The 16,038-nt window shown below is 43.1% G+C and carries 15 protein-coding genes and 2 pseudogenes; all 17 read left to right on the forward strand.

Translation table 11 applies throughout. From position 1 onward, the window contains the following. The first annotated feature begins 20 nt into the window (after window positions 1-20). A complete protein-coding gene (locus tag Q7674_RS11310) occupies window positions 21-1,466 on the forward strand; it encodes a sigma-54 dependent transcriptional regulator (RefSeq protein ID WP_023933143.1) in 1,446 nt (481 codons plus the stop codon). A gap of 353 nt (window positions 1,467-1,819) precedes the next feature. Beyond that, window positions 1,820-2,862: pseudogene (locus Q7674_RS11315) on the forward strand (sensor histidine kinase). A gap of 34 nt (window positions 2,863-2,896) precedes the next feature. Then, window positions 2,897-4,276: a sigma-54-dependent transcriptional regulator gene (locus tag Q7674_RS11320; RefSeq protein ID WP_305423775.1), complete on the forward strand. Its 1,380-nt coding sequence runs from the start codon at window positions 2,897-2,899 to the stop codon at window positions 4,274-4,276. Between the two features lie 50 nt (window positions 4,277-4,326). Next, window positions 4,327-4,638, forward strand: a complete 312-nt coding sequence (gene fliE, locus Q7674_RS11325; RefSeq protein WP_305423777.1) for a flagellar hook-basal body complex protein FliE — start codon at window positions 4,327-4,329, stop codon at window positions 4,636-4,638. Window positions 4,639-4,700: 62 nt separating this feature from the next. Then, entirely contained in the window at window positions 4,701-6,449 is a 1,749-nt protein-coding gene (gene fliF / locus Q7674_RS11330) for a flagellar basal-body MS-ring/collar protein FliF (protein ID WP_008986446.1), read from the forward strand. Then, window positions 6,442-7,483 (forward strand): annotated as a pseudogene (fliG, locus tag Q7674_RS11335) (flagellar motor switch protein FliG). Before fliF ends, fliG begins: the two are co-directional and overlap by 8 nt. Window positions 7,484-7,512: 29 nt before the next feature. Then, window positions 7,513-8,316, forward strand: a complete 804-nt coding sequence (gene fliH / locus Q7674_RS11340) for a flagellar assembly protein FliH (protein ID WP_045063856.1) — start codon at window positions 7,513-7,515, stop codon at window positions 8,314-8,316. Then, the gene (fliI, locus tag Q7674_RS11345; protein WP_107229653.1) at window positions 8,313-9,635 is read left to right on the forward strand and encodes a flagellar protein export ATPase FliI; all 1,323 of its coding nucleotides are present in this window, start codon (window positions 8,313-8,315) and stop codon (window positions 9,633-9,635) included. The genes fliH and fliI overlap by 4 nt, the downstream gene beginning before the upstream one ends. 33 nt (window positions 9,636-9,668) lie before the next feature. Beyond that, window positions 9,669-10,109, forward strand: coding sequence for a flagellar export protein FliJ (gene fliJ / locus Q7674_RS11350; RefSeq protein ID WP_045063855.1), 441 nt, complete (start codon window positions 9,669-9,671; stop codon window positions 10,107-10,109). A 123-nt stretch (window positions 10,110-10,232) separates the two neighbouring features. Beyond that, window positions 10,233-11,540, forward strand: coding sequence for a flagellar hook-length control protein FliK (locus Q7674_RS11355; protein ID WP_305423780.1), 1,308 nt, complete (start codon window positions 10,233-10,235; stop codon window positions 11,538-11,540). A 159-nt stretch (window positions 11,541-11,699) separates the two neighbouring features. Continuing rightward, window positions 11,700-12,179 carry a flagellar basal body-associated protein FliL gene (gene fliL, locus Q7674_RS11360; protein WP_045063853.1) on the forward strand — a complete coding sequence of 160 codons (480 nt, stop codon included), beginning with the start codon at window positions 11,700-11,702 and terminating at the stop codon, window positions 12,177-12,179. Between the two features lie 7 nt (window positions 12,180-12,186). Next, window positions 12,187-13,236 (forward strand): flagellar motor switch protein FliM, encoded by a 1,050-nt coding sequence (gene fliM / locus Q7674_RS11365; RefSeq protein ID WP_305423781.1) that lies wholly within the window; start codon window positions 12,187-12,189, stop codon window positions 13,234-13,236. 16 nt (window positions 13,237-13,252) lie between these two features. Beyond that, window positions 13,253-13,642 carry a flagellar motor switch protein FliN gene (gene fliN / locus Q7674_RS11370; RefSeq protein WP_045063851.1) on the forward strand — a complete coding sequence of 130 codons (390 nt, stop codon included), beginning with the start codon at window positions 13,253-13,255 and terminating at the stop codon, window positions 13,640-13,642. 8 nt (window positions 13,643-13,650) lie between these two features. After that, on the forward strand, window positions 13,651-14,091 hold the full coding sequence (gene fliO, locus Q7674_RS11375; RefSeq protein ID WP_107229654.1) for a flagellar biosynthetic protein FliO: 441 nt from the start codon (window positions 13,651-13,653) through the stop codon (window positions 14,089-14,091). Then, window positions 14,078-14,929: a flagellar type III secretion system pore protein FliP gene (gene fliP / locus Q7674_RS11380; RefSeq protein WP_045063848.1), complete on the forward strand. Its 852-nt coding sequence runs from the start codon at window positions 14,078-14,080 to the stop codon at window positions 14,927-14,929. The genes fliO and fliP overlap by 14 nt, the downstream gene beginning before the upstream one ends. A 32-nt stretch (window positions 14,930-14,961) precedes the next feature. Continuing rightward, window positions 14,962-15,231, forward strand: a complete 270-nt coding sequence (gene fliQ, locus Q7674_RS11385; RefSeq protein ID WP_023933127.1) for a flagellar biosynthesis protein FliQ — start codon at window positions 14,962-14,964, stop codon at window positions 15,229-15,231. A gap of 21 nt (window positions 15,232-15,252) precedes the next feature. Then, window positions 15,253-16,035 carry a flagellar biosynthetic protein FliR gene (gene fliR, locus Q7674_RS11390; RefSeq protein ID WP_008986458.1) on the forward strand — a complete coding sequence of 261 codons (783 nt, stop codon included), beginning with the start codon at window positions 15,253-15,255 and terminating at the stop codon, window positions 16,033-16,035. The last annotated feature ends 3 nt before the right edge of the window (window positions 16,036-16,038 follow it).

Below are 16,038 nucleotides of genomic sequence, written 5' to 3' on the forward strand. Positions count from 1 at the left end.
AGGCAGGCTATATCCATTCTATGCAAGGTTTAGCAAAGACACTCGTTATTGAGGACGATCAACAGCAACGTCATGATCTTAGTGTAATTCTAAGTTTTGTGGGCGAGCAGTATGAAGCTGTTTCATCACAAGATATTGAAGCCGAATTATGGCAACAGCCGTGGGGTGCGTGCTTACTGGGTAATATTGAAGCAGGCAAAACACTCACTCATATTATCGATACACTGAAAGTGCAGGCGCACATTCCGGTTGTTTCATTAGGTAACCATCGTAGTCATCTTTCTGGTTTAGCGAACTATGTTGGCGATCTTGAATTACCTCTACACTATAATCAGCTAGTTGATGCTTTCCGTCACTGCCAAGAATTCTCTGGTAAGCGTGCTTACCAAGTCCCTCAGTTAGGCCGTAAAAATACCTTATTCCGTAGTATGGTTGGTAGCAGCTCTGCTATTAGTCAAATTCGTCATTTGATGGAACAAGTAGCAGCTTGTGATGCTAGCGTTCTGATCTTAGGTGAATCTGGAACGGGTAAAGAAGTGGTAGCGCGTAATGTTCACTATCATTCGTCCCGTGGTAAAGGTCCTTTTGTTCCTGTGAACTGTGGTGCGATTCCACCGGATCTTTTAGAAAGTGAATTATTTGGTCATGAGAAAGGGGCATTTACGGGAGCAATTTCTGCACGTAAAGGCCGTTTTGAATTAGCCGAAGGCGGTACGTTATTCCTTGATGAAATCGGTGATATGCCGATGTCAATGCAAGTGAAATTATTACGTGTACTGCAGGAGCGTTGCTTTGAACGTGTCGGTGGTAGCGAAACAATCAAAACTAACGTACGTATTATTGCGGCAACACACCGTGATTTAGATAAGATGATCCACGAAAATCTATTCCGTGAAGATCTGTATTATCGCTTAAATGTGTTCCCAATCGATATGCCAGCAATGCGTGATCGTATTGAAGATTTACCATTATTGTTGCAAGAATTATTAACTCGTATGGAAGCTGAGGGTGCGAAGCGTATTCACTTTACCCCACGTGCGATTAATTCATTAATGGAGCACAGCTGGCCGGGCAACGTACGTGAATTAGCTAATCTTGTTGAGCGTCTATGTATTCTTTACCCAGGTGAAATGGTTGATATTAACCACTTACCAATAAAGTATCGTTATGGTCAGCTTCCAGATTTTACTCCTGAAAATGCAGTACCAAGTGTGGAAGAGTTAGAGCAAGAAGCGTTAGCGAGTATGTTCTCCTCTTATGAAGAAGAACAAAATGTCGCTAATAGTGAGCTTCCACCTGAAGGCTTGAACCTAAAAGAAATGTTGGCTGATCTTGAAGTTGATATGATCAAGCAAGCATTAGATGCTCAAGCTGGCGTGGTCGCAAGAGCGGCTGATATGCTAGGTATGCGTCGTACTACACTGGTTGAAAAAATGCGTAAATATGGCTTAAGCAAAGAAGGTTAATATTACGCTATTACTGAATATAGAGCCGATGTCATTAATTTGACATCGGCTTTTTATTTTTAATCACATACAAAAGTTGTGTATATAATTAAGCTGAAGTTTCTGTCTATTTTTATAGCGATATAAGCTAGGCATTCTTGTCTTCGATCTATTTTCTCGCTCAATATCCCAAATTCCTTTCATCAATCTGTGTCTTTTTCGTTATTGACCTAATACTTATATCGATTGTCATTTTTTTGACATCGTAATTTAATCTTATTTACTTTTAATTTGCTGATTTATAAGAATTATATTTGGCATGTAATTTGCTTTTTTATAAATTATATTGAATTTTTTGTTATTAGGTTTCGTGCATGGATGATCAAGCGACGGCATTAGGACAATTAGAACAACAAGTCGAGCGTTATCAGCAAGTGCTTGAAGTGATGCCTGTTGGGGTGATTTTGTTAGATCCTAAAGGCATTGTCAGTGAAACCAATAATGAAGCGTTACGTTTGCTAGGTGAGCCATTAGAGGGCGAGCGTTGGGTTGATATTATTCAACGTTGTTTTAACCCTCAAGAAGATGATGGTCATGAGATTTCGCTGCGATCTGGTCGAAAGGTGAAGCTTGCGATTTCAGCATCCGCTGCTGGTCAATTAATTGTTATTACTGATATGACAGAAACACGCCAGTTACAGTCACGATTAAGTGAAATGCAGCGTTTATCCTCATTAGGAAAAATGGTGGCGTCGCTGGCACATCAAGTTAGAACCCCGCTATCTAGTGCCATGCTTTATGCTGCTAATTTATCTGTGCCTAATTTGCCTAGGTGAATACCCGTGAACGTTTTCAAACTAAGCTTGTTGATCGTCTACAAGATCTTGAAAAGCAAGTGAACGATATGCTGTTGTTTGCTAAAGGTGGCGATAATAAAGTTGTGAACTGCTTCAGCTTAGAGGCTTTGTTAAATAGCATGGAAAACATGGTTGAAGCCTTAGTGATGAGTCAAAACGTCGATTTCAGTATCGACTGTGATGATGAATCATTAGTGATTTTAGGTAATGAAAATGCGCTTGCTAGTGCGATCAGCAACCTTATAACGAATGCTATTCAAATGTCAGGAAAAGGTTGTTCCGTGGCAGTGTCTTGTCATGTGATGGGTGACGATATTTTACTATCGGTGACCGACAACGGTCCGGGCATTGAGCCCGCTATCCAAGCCAAAGTATTAGAGCCGTTTTTCACCACTCGCCAGCAAGGCACAGGCTTAGGTTTAGCTGTGGTACAAATGGTTGCCCTTGCTCATCACGGCAAGCTTTCTTTGCAGTCAGAATTAGGAAAAGGCACGTGCTTTACGTTAACCATTCCAATGGCTTCACAAGAAAACATTCAGCGTCAGTTAGCAGCATCGTAAGCATACCTGTGATACGAACTCATGGAGAGAAAATATGAACCAAACGAGAGTCTTAGTTGTTGAGGATGACGAAGGATTACGTGAAGCACTTGTCGATACGTTAGCGCTGGCTGGTTATCAATGGATTGAAGCTGAAAGTGCGGAAGATGCGTTAGTGATCATGAAGTCTCAAGCGGTTGATATTGTTGTCTCTGATGTACAAATGGCAGGAATGGACGGGTTAGGCTTGCTGCGAAGTATTAAGCTTAATTGGCCGAAAGTGCAGGTGCTGTTGATGACCGCTTACGCCAATATTGAAGATGCTGTTGCTGCAATGCGTGAAGGTGCTATTGATTACATGGCAAAACCGTTTGCACCGGAAGTGCTGCTTAATATGGTTGGACGTTATGCGCCGATTAAAAAGCAAAGCAGTAAAACGGTCGTTGCAGATCCGAAAAGTATTAAATTGTTGGCACTGGCTGACAAAGTTGCTAAAACCGATGCCAGTGTGATGGTATTAGGGCCAAGTGGTTCAGGTAAAGAAGTGTTATCTCGCCATATTCACGATAACTCTGAACGTCGAGATGGTCCCTTTATTGCTATTAACTGTGCTGCTATTCCTGAGAACATGTTGGAAGCGACCTTATTTGGTTATGAGAAAGGCGCATTTACTGGCGCTGTGCAAGCATGCCCTGGTAAATTTGAGCAGGCACAAGGCGGTACACTGCTGTTAGATGAAATCAGTGAAATGGATTTGAATCTACAGGCGAAATTATTACGTGTATTACAAGAGCGAGAAGTGGAACGTCTAGGTGGTCGCAAAAGCATTAAGCTAGATGTGCGTATTCTTGCAACCAGTAACCGAGATCTTAAGACTTATGTTGCTGAAGGGCATTTTCGTGAAGATTTGTATTACCGTTTGAATGTTTTCCCAATTGCATGGCCCGCATTAGGGGATCGTAAGGGAGATATTCTACCCTTAGCTTCATTATTTGCTGAACGGCACAGTATCCAACAAGGAAATGTGGTACCTACTATAAGCCAAGCAGCACAAGATAAATTGCTGCAATATCCGTGGCCTGGCAATGTGCGTGAATTAGATAATGTGATTCAACGGGCATTGATTTTATGTGAAAACAATCAGATCCAGCAGCAAGATATTTTATTAGAACATTTTGATTGGCTTGATACAGAAAGCCCCGAAGTAGTAACAACATCTGAGCCAAGCGTGATTGCTGTTCGCCCGAAAGTGCCGACAACAGGAGAAGGGTTAGGCAGTGAGTTACGTGAACAAGAATTTAGCATTATTTTAGAAACGCTGGTGGCCTGTGATGGCAGCCGTAAAGATGTGGCAGAACAGCTTGGGATAAGCCCACGAACCTTACGTTATAAACTCGCAAAAATGCGTGATGCTGGCATTGAAATCCCTGCGTAGTGTGCAGGAAGCAGAACGACAAAAAATAAACGAATAGAGAGAATCACGGAATGAAAGTAAACGGACTACAAGCAGAAATGCAAGCAATGAGGCTGGATGCCCAAAACTCCTCATCCCCAGCCACAGCACAACAAGTGAGTGCTGATTTTGGCAACCTTCTTAGTGATGCGCTGAAAACAGTGAATCATCTTCAAGGACAATCTAGCGAATTAGCAACACGTTTCGATCAAGGTGACCGCAGTGTGTCTTTATCTGATGTGATGATCGCAAGAAACAAGTCCAGCGTTGCGTTTGAAGCAACGGTTCAAGTTCGCAATAAAATGGTACAAGCGTACAAAGAATTAATGAATATGCAGGTATAAACCTGACTTTTTAAAGTATGGATAGTAAAGCCGTTATTCTTGCAGTTTATGGGTAAAAAGTCGTGGCAGAAGAAAACATTAATCAACCATTAGCCGTATCAGGGAATGGGTCAGCACCTGCTTTGCATGATGATGCAGGTCTTGATCAAGGGGCTGATATTTCAGAGAAGAAAGCTTCTTCGACAGATAGCATTTTGGGCAATTTAGATCTCTTACGCCAAGTGATCTTAGTGTTGTCTGTGGCTATCTGTGTAGCGCTAATTGTGTTGGTCACAATGTGGATCAAAGAGCCTGAAATGCGCCCATTAGGCACTTATGAAACAGAAGAGCTTATTCCGATCCTTGATCACTTCGATCAAAAGAAAATCGAATACCAATTAGATGGTAATACCATCCGTGTTCCTGCTGAAGAATACAGCGCGATTAAGCTTGACCTTACACGTTCAGGGTTAAATACACGTACGGTTGAAGGTGACGATATTCTGTTACAGGACATGGGCTTTGGTGTTTCTCAGCGTCTTGAAAGCGAACGTTTAAAGCTAAGCCGTGAACGTCAGCTTGCTCGTGCTATTGAGCAAATTAGCCAAGTACGTAAAGCGCAGGTTTTATTGGCGACACCAAAACAAAGTGTCTTTGTTCGTCATAATCAAGAAGCAACAGCAACGGTATTTTTAACCCTTTCTTCTGGTGGTTCGCTTGGTCAACAAGAGGTGGATTCAATTGTTGATATGGTGGCAACTGCAGTACCTGGCTTACGCCCGACTCGTGTGACGGTGACCGATCAACATGGTCGTTTATTGAGTTCTGGTACTGAAGATCCAAGTGCGACTGCAAAGCGAAAAGAGTACGAATTAGAACGTAAGCAAGAGCAATCACTGCGTGAGAAAATTGATGCGATTTTAATGCCGGTTTTAGGGCTTGGTAATTACACATCTCAAGTTGATGTTGCGATGGATTTCTCGGCTTTAGAAGAAACTCGTAAGCGTTATGATCCGGCAACTGCAGCGACACGCAGTGAATTTACGTTAGAAGATATCAATGGTGGTAATACAGTTTCAGGCATTCCAGGCGCACTAAGTAATCAGCCGCCAGTCGATTCTGCAATCCCACAGAATGTTAAAGATATGCAATCAGGTAGTGGTGGTGCTGATGGCTCTGTGCATCGAGAATCAACCCGCAACTATGAATTAGATACCACTATTAGCCATAAACGCGCGCAGACTGGCACCATTGCACGTCAAACCGTGTCTGTGGCAGTGGATTATAAAACCATTACCGATCCTGCAACGGGCGATGTGACACGTGTACCTGTATCTGAAGCTGAAATTGCGAAGATCCGCCGTTTATTAATGGGTGGTATTGGTTTTTCTGAAGCCCGTGGTGATTTACTTGAAGTGCTATCTGTGCCATTCGCATTACCTGAATCACAAGTAGCAGCAGATCTGCCTATTTGGGAAAACCCGAACTTTAATAATTGGGTTCGTTGGGTAGCTGCAGCACTGGTGATCATCGTGGTGATCATGGTGCTCGTACGTCCAGCAATGCGCAAATTACTTTATCCAAACCAAGCCCCAGATGGTACGCCATTGGATGAAAATGGTATGCCGATATTGGCGAATACAACTGATAGTGTTGGCTTAATAGGTGCTGAATTAGATGGTGGTGAAGGATTTGAATTAAGCTCAAGTAGCTTAGATTTACCAAATTTACATAGAGATGAAGACTTACTCAAAGCCGTCCGAGCATTGGTGGATAATGAACCCGATCTCGCAGCGCAAGTGGTTAAAAGTTGGGTGAATGAAGATGGCTAATGAAGTTTCAGTAAGTGAAAATAAATTCGATATCAACACGCTAAGTGGTACGGAAAAAGCCGCGATTCTTTTGCTTAGCCTCAGTGAGCAAGATGCAGCGAGTATTATTCGTCATTTAGAGCCGAAACAAGTACAGCGTGTCGGTGGTGCGATGGCGAGTATGACGGATTTAAACCAAGAAAAAGTGTCAGGTGTTCACCGTCAGTTTCTTGAAGATATTCAGAAATACACCAGCATTGGTATGGGTAGTGAAGATTTTGTCCGTAATGCACTAGTCGCTGCGTTAGGTGAAGATAAAGCTAATAACTTGGTCGATCAGATCCTGATGGGCAGTGGCTCACGTGGTCTGGATTCTTTGAAGTGGATGGATCCTCGTCAGGTGGCAAGTATTATCTTGAACGAACACCCACAGATCCAAACCATTGTTTTATCGTACTTAGAGCCTGAGCAATCGGCAGAAATTTTATCGCAATTTCCTGAGCGAGTACGTTTAGATCTGATGATGCGTATTGCTAACTTGGAAGAAGTACAGCCTGCAGCACTACATGAATTAAACGATATCATGGAGAAACAGTTTGCTAGTCAAGCAGGTGCACAAGCAGCGAAAATTGGTGGCCTGAAAGCTGCGGCTGAAATCATGAACTATCTCGACAATAACGTTGAAGGTTTGTTGATGGATCAGATCCGTGAAACAGATGAAGACACAGCAACACAAATCCAAGACTTGATGTTTGTGTTTGATAACTTAACCGAAGTTGATGATCGTGGTATTCAGACCTTACTTCGTGATGTACCACAAGATCTACTGCAGAAAGCCCTGAAAGGTGCTGACGATATGCTGCGTGATAAGTTCTTTATGAATATGTCGAAACGTGCCTCAGAAATGCTACGTGAAGAGCTAGAAGCGATGGGACCAATTCGTGTCGCAGATGTAGAAGCTGCGCAAAAAGAAATTCTTACCATTGCCCGCCGCTTATCTGATGCTAGGTGAGATTATGCTGGGTGGTGGCGGTAGTGCTGATGAATACCTCTAATCAAATACCGCTGATGTCAGGAGGTTGTGATGAGTGATGAACGTCGTCGTGGCTTTTTTCGTGCATCGGATCACCAAGCGCAAGAGCTAGAACGTTGGGCATACCCTGATTACTCAGAAGATCGCCCAGAATACACTGAAAACGCATTCAATTATCAACCTCAGCCGATCATTGAAGAGTTTGAGCCAGAAGAAGAGCCGGGTCCACCACCGCTAACCGCTGCCGATTTAGAAGCAATGCAACAATCAGCCTATGAAGAAGGCTTGGAGCAAGGTAAGCAAGCCGGTCACGCTGATGGTTTTAAAGCCGGACATGCTGAAGGGCTTGCTGCTGGTAATGCCGAAGGGCTAGAACAGGGTTTACAGCAAGGCTTAGTACAAGCGCAACAACAGATCACCGAACAAGTGAATCACTTAGCAACAGTTGCAGAAAAGCTGCTGACTCCTATCAATCAAGTGGATCGAGAAGTTGAAGATCAAGTCATGCAATTAGCACTGGGATTAGCGAAAGAGTTGATCCGAGTCGAAGTGAAAACCAATCCTCAAGTAATTTTAAATACCATTCGTGAAGTGGTGGCAACGTTACCGGTTGCGAATCGTGAAATTACCATGCACCTGCATCCTGAAGATATTGCTTTGGTTAAACAGAATTTCACAGATGAAGACTTACATGAGCGTAAATGGAAGCTGATTTCAGAGCCGGGATTAAACCGCGGTGACTTACAGGTAAATAGCCAAGATACCTCAGTTGATTATTTTATTGATGAGCGTATTCGCCATTCGCTGACTACCTTCGAAGCGATGAATAGCAGTGTGCGAGAGCAAAGCGAATGACTGCCACTTTAGCTGAACGTTTAAGCCGTTTTAAAACCGAAGGGACGGGTTGTAAGCCTGTTGCATCGGGACGGCTAGTACGTGTGGTTGGACTGACATTAGAAGCGGTTGGCTGCCGAGCACCTGTTGGTAGCCTATGTAAAGTTGAAACCCTAAATGGAGACTTAGAAGCAGAAGTCGTCGGATTTTCTGGTGAAACATTGTTTTTGATGCCAAGTGAGCAGTTGCAAGGGGTGATGCCAGGGGCGAAAGTCACACCTATTCTTCATAACAGTGGTCTGCCTGTGGGACCTGAGTTATTAGGGCGTGTTATTGACGGTGTTGGTAATCCACTTGATGGTTTAGGACCAATTTTCACCGAGCAACGTGCTTCATTTAATGCGATTCCCATTAATCCGTTATCTCGAAAACCCATTAAAGAGCCACTTGATGTTGGGATTAAAGCGATCAATGGCTGTTTAACCGTTGGTAAAGGTCAGCGTATCGGTTTGTTTGCTGGCTCTGGTGTAGGTAAGTCGGTGACGCTTGGCATGATGACCGGAGGGACCAGCGCACAAATCGTGGTCGTGGGTTTGATTGGTGAGCGTGGTCGAGAAGTAAAAGAGTTTATTGATGAGATCTTAGGCCCTGAAGGACGAGCGCGATCAGTTGTGGTAGCTGCGCCTGCTGATGCGTCACCTTTAATGCGTTTAAAAGGCTGTCAGACTTCGTTAACCATTGCGGAATACTTTCGTGATCAAGGCTTTGATGTTTTGCTGTTAATGGATTCATTGACTCGTTTTGCTCAAGCGCAACGTGAAATTGCCTTATCTGTCGGTGAGCCGCCTGCAACTAAAGGTTATCCGCCATCAGTGTTTGCCAAGCTGCCAGCCTTGGTTGAGCGAGCGGGTAACGGTAATGAAAACCAAGGTTCAATTACTGCTTTTTTCACCGTATTAAGTGAAGGTGATGATTTGCAAGATCCTATTGCCGATGCATCTCGTGCAATCTTGGATGGTCACATAGTGTTATCCCGTGAAATGGCTGATGCCGGACATTATCCTGCTATTGATGTTGAACGTTCCGTGAGTCGTGTTATGCCTGCGATTGTCAGTGAAGAGCACATGTTAATGTCAAAAGCGGTGCGTCAGATCTTATCGATTTGCCGTAAAAATCAGGATTTGGTTTCCATTGGCGCTTATAAGCCGGGAACAGATAACACCATTGATCAGGCTTTTAGCTTTAAACCTAAATTGGACGCTTATCTGCAACAAACAATGAAAGAATCGGTGCCGTATGAAATGTGCATCAATATGTTGCGTTCAACCCTTGGTGGCTAAGACTGAGTATCAAAAGGATGTGGAGCATAGAATATGTCTAATGCATTAGCATTGATCATTGAACAAGCGAAAGAGCAAGAGCATCAAGCCAGTCTTGCTTTAAACCAAGCCCGTATCGATCAAGAAAATTATCGACAGCAGTTAGCACAAATTGAGCAATACCGTTTGGATTACCTCAATCAACTTTCTACGCGTGGTCAGCAAGGGCTAACAGCAAGTCAATATAGCCATTTACAGAAGTTCTTAACGCAGCTGGATAATACCTTAGAGAAACAAAAGCAAGCGGGTGGTTACTTTGAAGAGCAAATCCAAAAATGCGCTCAACATTGGCAAGAGATGCAACAGAAACGTCGCTCAGTGGAATGGTTAGTTGAAAAGCGTAAACGTGAGCATCAAAAGTGGCTGGATAAGCAAGAGCAAAAGATGATGGATGAGTTCGTCACCCTGCAATTTGCGCGACGATTACAACAGTAATTCTATTGATAGAGTTATTGGTTTGGTTTTTGCATTAATACTGGTTATCTCTTTATTGCCAGTTGAAAATAAAATTGTGATGTTGTTGTTTTCGCAAGGCTCAGTATTAGGTTTGGATCGGTTATGAATCTATTAAATCCATTATCAACCCAGCATTCAAAAGTTGCTTCCGCTGGTGCATCTAACGCCAAGTCTGTTGATCAAACAGAAGGTGAGCAAGAAGGCTTATTTGGGCAGCAATTACAACAAGCCTCTTCTGAGCAAGCGTCTGTAACCGATTTAAAATCAAAAGAAAAAAACGTTGATGCTGGTGACAGTGAAGCGTCTGATGACATTGTAAAGACGGATGTTGAACCGCTACTTGAAACTGAAAATTCTGAGTTATCAGAAAATAAAACGGATGAAAGTGTTGTTACTGATGAGGTCGAATTTACAGGTGCTATAGCGACTGAAAGTACAACCCAAGCTGATGAAGTTAAAGATGAAAGCGTTGACAAAGCCATGCTTGAAGGTGCTGATTTCCTTCAGCGATTAAATCAGTCTAATCAGCAGTTTAGCAATCAATCAGCTGAAGGTGGCAAAGCTTTGCCGCTAAACGATGATGGTGCTAAGGATATTGAGGTGAGCGAAGAGGGTGAGATCGCAGAGCTAAAACAAGCAGGATTACTTGATAGCTTGAAATCCTTTGCTGCTAAACAGCCAACCGAGCTGACTGATAAAGAAAAAACATTACTGGCTGATGCTAAAAGTAATGAGCAAAAACAGGCAATTAATACTGTTGGTGGCAAGAACATTACAGCTGAAACCGATGAAGAGGCAGCTCAGCAAGTTATCGATCCCGAGTTGAAGAAAACTTTAACAGGCATTAGTGCGGATCAAAGCCTTAATAAAACAGTTTTAACGAGCGGTAAGACCGCAGAAGTACTAGCAGCCGCTGGGGCAATGGAAACCATCAAACGTAGTTTAGGTGAGGTATCAGAAAAAGACAGTAGCTTAGCTCAACCATTATCTGCACAGATGGGCTCCCAGCAAGCAACTGCCATGAAGATGGAGCCTCAGATAGCGGCAGCACAAGTACAAACGCCTTTGCTACTGACTAAAGAGCAAGCAGGAGAGCAAATCTCTGAGCGCATCAATATGATGATGGCGAAGAATTTAAAACAGGTAGATATCCGTTTAGATCCGCCAGAGCTGGGTAAAATTCAGATCAAATTAACTTTGAACCAAGATCAAGCATCGGTGCAATTTACCGTTAATAACAGCCAAACAAGAGATATGGTTGAACATGCAATGCCAAGATTGCGAGAAATGATGCACCAACAGGGATTACAGTTAGCACAAGGTTCAGTCAGCCAAGATAATTCGAGCCAATTTGCACAGCAGCAGTTCACACAACAACAGCAATCAGAGCAGCAAAGTCGGTTCCTCTAGTGAAGGTGTATTAACCAGTTCGCAAGAGCCAGAATCAGATAAACATCTTGATGCAATTGAGATGTTCGTTACAAATAAGAAAGATCGGGTTGATTACTATGCGTAATTAACAATTGTTAATACTTTAGATAATGAAAATAAAGATAAAAAGGAATAAAAATGGCGATGGGCAAGAAAAAGCTGATGATAATAAGCGCAGCAGTAGTGGTTTTATTGTTGGCTGGTGGCATTGGTTTTTGGTTGCTCAGTGGTGATGATGCCGCAGAGCCTCAACAAGCAGCGGAAGTTGCTCAGCAGGATGCTGTTAAAGCGCCCGTTATGTCTGCGTACTATGTCGTATTACCTCAGCCATTTACCTTTAATGTGACAGGAGATTCCCGCGATCGCGTGGTTCAAATTAAAGTGCAATTAATGGTAAGAGGGGATAAGAATGAAGCCCTCGCTAAGCAACATACGCCTTTAATTGAAAGCACCTTGCTTCAAGCTTTTGGTGTAGCAACGGTTGAACAATTACGTAACCCTAATGGTCGTGATCAATTACGTCAGCAAGCGTTGGAAGCCGTGAAAGCGACAATGGTAAAAGTGGCTGGAACACCAGCGGTTGAGCGGGTTCTTTTTACCGGTTTTGTAATGCAGTAGGTTTATAGTGAGCGATTTATTAACCCAAGATGAAATTGATGCGCTACTTCATGGTGTAGATGAACCAGAAGATGATCTTCATGACGATGAAGCGAGTAGTGATGTTGCGACGTTTGATTTCTCTTCCCAAGACCGTATTGTCCGCGGTCGTATGCCAACGCTTGAGTTGATCAACGAGCGTTTTGCTCGCCATATGCGGATCAGCTTATTTAACATGCTGCGCAAAACGGCTGAAGTCTCTATTAACGGCGTGCAGATGATTAAATTTGGTGAATATCAAAACACGCTGTACGTCCCTACTAGTTTGAACATGGTGCGTTTTCGTCCGCTAAAAGGGACGGCTTTGATCACTATGGAAGCACGTTTGGTATTCATCTTAGTAGAAAACTTTTTTGGTGGTGATGGACGTTTCCACGCCAAAATTGAAGGTCGTGAATTTACCCCAACAGAGCGTCGTATCGTTCAAATGCTATTGAAATTGGTGTTTGAAGATTATCGTGAGGCTTGGTCGCCTGTGATGGGCGTTGAGTTTGAATATTTAGACTCAGAAGTCAACCCGACGATGGCAAACATTGTCAGCCCAACTGAAGTGATTGTAGTGAGTTCATTTCATATCGAAGTGGATGGTGGTGGTGGTGATTTTCACGTTGTGATGCCGTATTCCATGGTTGAGCCAATCCGTGAATTGCTCGATGCGAGTGTGCAAAGTGACAAAATGGATACTGATGTCCGTTGGAGTAAGGCGCTGCGTGATGAAATCATGGATGTGCCCGTTAATCTTCGAGCCAAACTGCTTGATGTCGATTTATCGCTTCGTGATTTGATGGAATTACAAGTCGGAGACGTGATCCCAATTGATATGCCTGAGCAGGCAACGATTTTTATCGAAGACTTGCCAACCTACCACGCCAAAATGGGACGTTCAGGTGACAATGTTGCTTTAAAAATCAGTGAGAAATTGAAACGTCCAGATATGGTGAAAACAGATTTGGCTTTTTTAGATCGTGATGAGCTAGGCACGGCATTACTTAATATCAATAGCGATAGTAACGAATAAGATAAAGGACGGAACAATGTCAGATAATAATGATCAACAAATGGCAGATGATTGGGCAGCGGCATTAGCTGAGCAAGCTAACGATGTGCAGCCAGCACCTTTAGAAGAGCTAACCGACGACAGTACACCGATCACTGATGATGAGCGTCGTAAACTTGATACCATTATGGATATTCCTGTCACGATTTCAATGGAAGTTGGGCGTACTCAGATCAGTATTCGTAACTTGTTGCAATTAAACCAAGGTTCAGTGGTTGAGCTTGATCGTATTGCTGGTGAATCATTGGATGTGATGGTCAATGGAACCTTGATTGCGCACGGTGAAGTCGTTGTGGTCAACGATAAGTTTGGTATCCGTTTGACTGATGTGATCAGCCAAACTGAGCGTATTAAAAAGCTGCGTTAAGGCAAGTTATGAAAGGGAAAATAGCGCAGGCATTACTGGCTTTATCCTTATTATTTGGGGGGGGAGCTAGTTGGGCGCAAACGGAAGTTGCAGAAAAAACAGCACCTCAGTTAGGTCGTGCGCCTGAACTAAATATCGCCACTACGCTTGCTTCGTTATTGCTGGTACTTGTGATCATCGTGTTTCTTGCTTGGCTACTAAAGCGTATGCGAGTAGCCGGAATTAGCGGCAATGACTCAGGGCTAAAAGTGGTAAAGCAGTTAGCTGTCGGTCAACGAGAAAGAGTGGTTTTGCTACAAGTGGGTGAAGAGCAAATGTTAGTGGGGATCACCCAACATAACATTTCTTTACTGAGTAAATTGGATAAGCCTTTAACCATGGACGAATCGCCAAGTGGGGATTTTGCATCTCAGCTTAGCAAGTTAATGAAAAATAATGTTAAAAAATAGAACACTAGCCGTCATTTGGACGGCTTTTATTGCTGTAGTGCTGTTTTTCTGTCTGTCGCTTAATATAGCGCATGCGGTTGAGGCCAGTGCTGCTAATAGCACAACGGCTGCAGCAATGAGTGCTGAAACAACCGCAGGGCATCTACAAGCAAATCGTGGTGGCGGTGGTATTCCTGCTTTGTCTGTCACGGTTAACCCTGATGGTAGTGAAGACTATTCGGTAACACTGCAAATCTTAGCCTTGATGACTGCGCTAGGCTTTTTGCCTGCGATGGTGATCTTGATGACCTCATTTACCCGCATTGTGGTCGTGATGTCGATTCTGCGTCAGGCGATGGGTTTACAGCAAACGCCATCTAACCAAGTGATCATCGGTATTGCCTTGTTCCTTACCTTTTTTGTGATGTCTCCTGTCATTGATAAGATCAATACAGAAGCTGTCCAGCCCTATATCAATGAACAAATAACGGCAAAACAAGCATTGGAAAAAGCCGAAGATCCGATGCGTCAATTTATGTTGAAACAAACCAGAGTCAAAGACTTAGAAACTTTTGTGAATATGTCAGGTTCAACCGCTGACGATCCGCAAAATGTCCCATTAACCGTTTTGATCCCCGCTTTTATTACCTCTGAGTTAAAAACCGCATTCCAAATTGGTTTTATGCTGTTTTTACCTTTTTTGATCATTGACTTAGTGGTGGCTTCCATCTTAATGGCGATGGGTATGATGATGCTATCACCTATGATTGTATCGTTACCTTTTAAACTGATGCTGTTTGTTTTGGTCGATGGTTGGAATTTGATTTTATCAACACTGGCAGGAAGCTTTGGTACCTAAGGTATCAGACGCCGAATTAAGAGGATGTTTTTATGACGCCAGAAGCTTTTGTTGAGATATTTCAAGAAGCCCTATACATGGTGCTGATTATGGTTTGTGCCATTGTTATTCCAGGTTTGTTAATTGGTTTAGTTGTCGCTGTGTTTCAGGCGGCAACATCGATAAATGAACAAACCCTAAGTTTCTTGCCTCGTTTAGTGGTGACGCTGTTAGCATTAATGCTGTTTGGTCACATGATGACGCAAATGCTGATGGATTATTTCTATCGCATCATAGATCAGATCCCACAATTGCTTTACTAGCAAGGGATACGGCAGTCGATTATGCATTACACTTCCGCCATTTTGCTTGATTGGTTAGCAAATTATTTTTGGCCCTTTACTCGCATATCATCAATGATGATGGCGATGACTTTTTTTGGGGCACGTTTTGTGTCACCCAAAATTAGGCTGTATTTAGCTTTAGCCATTACTTTTGCTGTTATGCCGTTTTTACCCAAGGTTCCACAAGATATTGAGTTGCTATCGCTGGCAGGTTTTATCATCACAGGGCAACAAATCATTATTGGTGTAGCGATGGGGCTAGTGACCCAATTTGTCACCCAAACTTTTGTGTTACTGGGGCAAATATTGGGTATGCAATCGAGCTTAGGTTTTGCTTCTATGGTCGATCCTGCTAACGGACAAAACACCCCAGTATTGGGTCAGTTCTACATGTTTCTTGCCATCTTGTTGTTTCTGGCAACCGATGGACATTTAGAAATGTTAAATGCAGTGGTGCTGAGCTTTAAAACTCTGCCCGTTGGAACCGCGATGTTGGGTCAACAAGATTATTATGAGTTGGCAGGTTGGTTTGGTCACATGTTTAAAGCAGGGCTGAACATGGCATTAGCAGGGATCATTGCGCTGCTAACTGTAAATTTATCTTTTGGTGTCATGACCCGAGCCGCGCCTCAGTTAAATATTTTCTCGCTAGGTTTCTCTTTTGCTTTGCTATTAGGCTTAGCCATTAGCTGGTTTATTGTATTGGGTATTGTGCCGCAGTATGAAGCGTTGTGGCAGGTTGGGTTCGGTCAGGTATGTAGCTTGATCCGCATTGATTGTTAACGA

The organism is Photobacterium leiognathi, assembly GCF_030685535.1.
Taxonomy (GTDB): domain Bacteria; phylum Pseudomonadota; class Gammaproteobacteria; order Enterobacterales; family Vibrionaceae; genus Photobacterium; species Photobacterium leiognathi.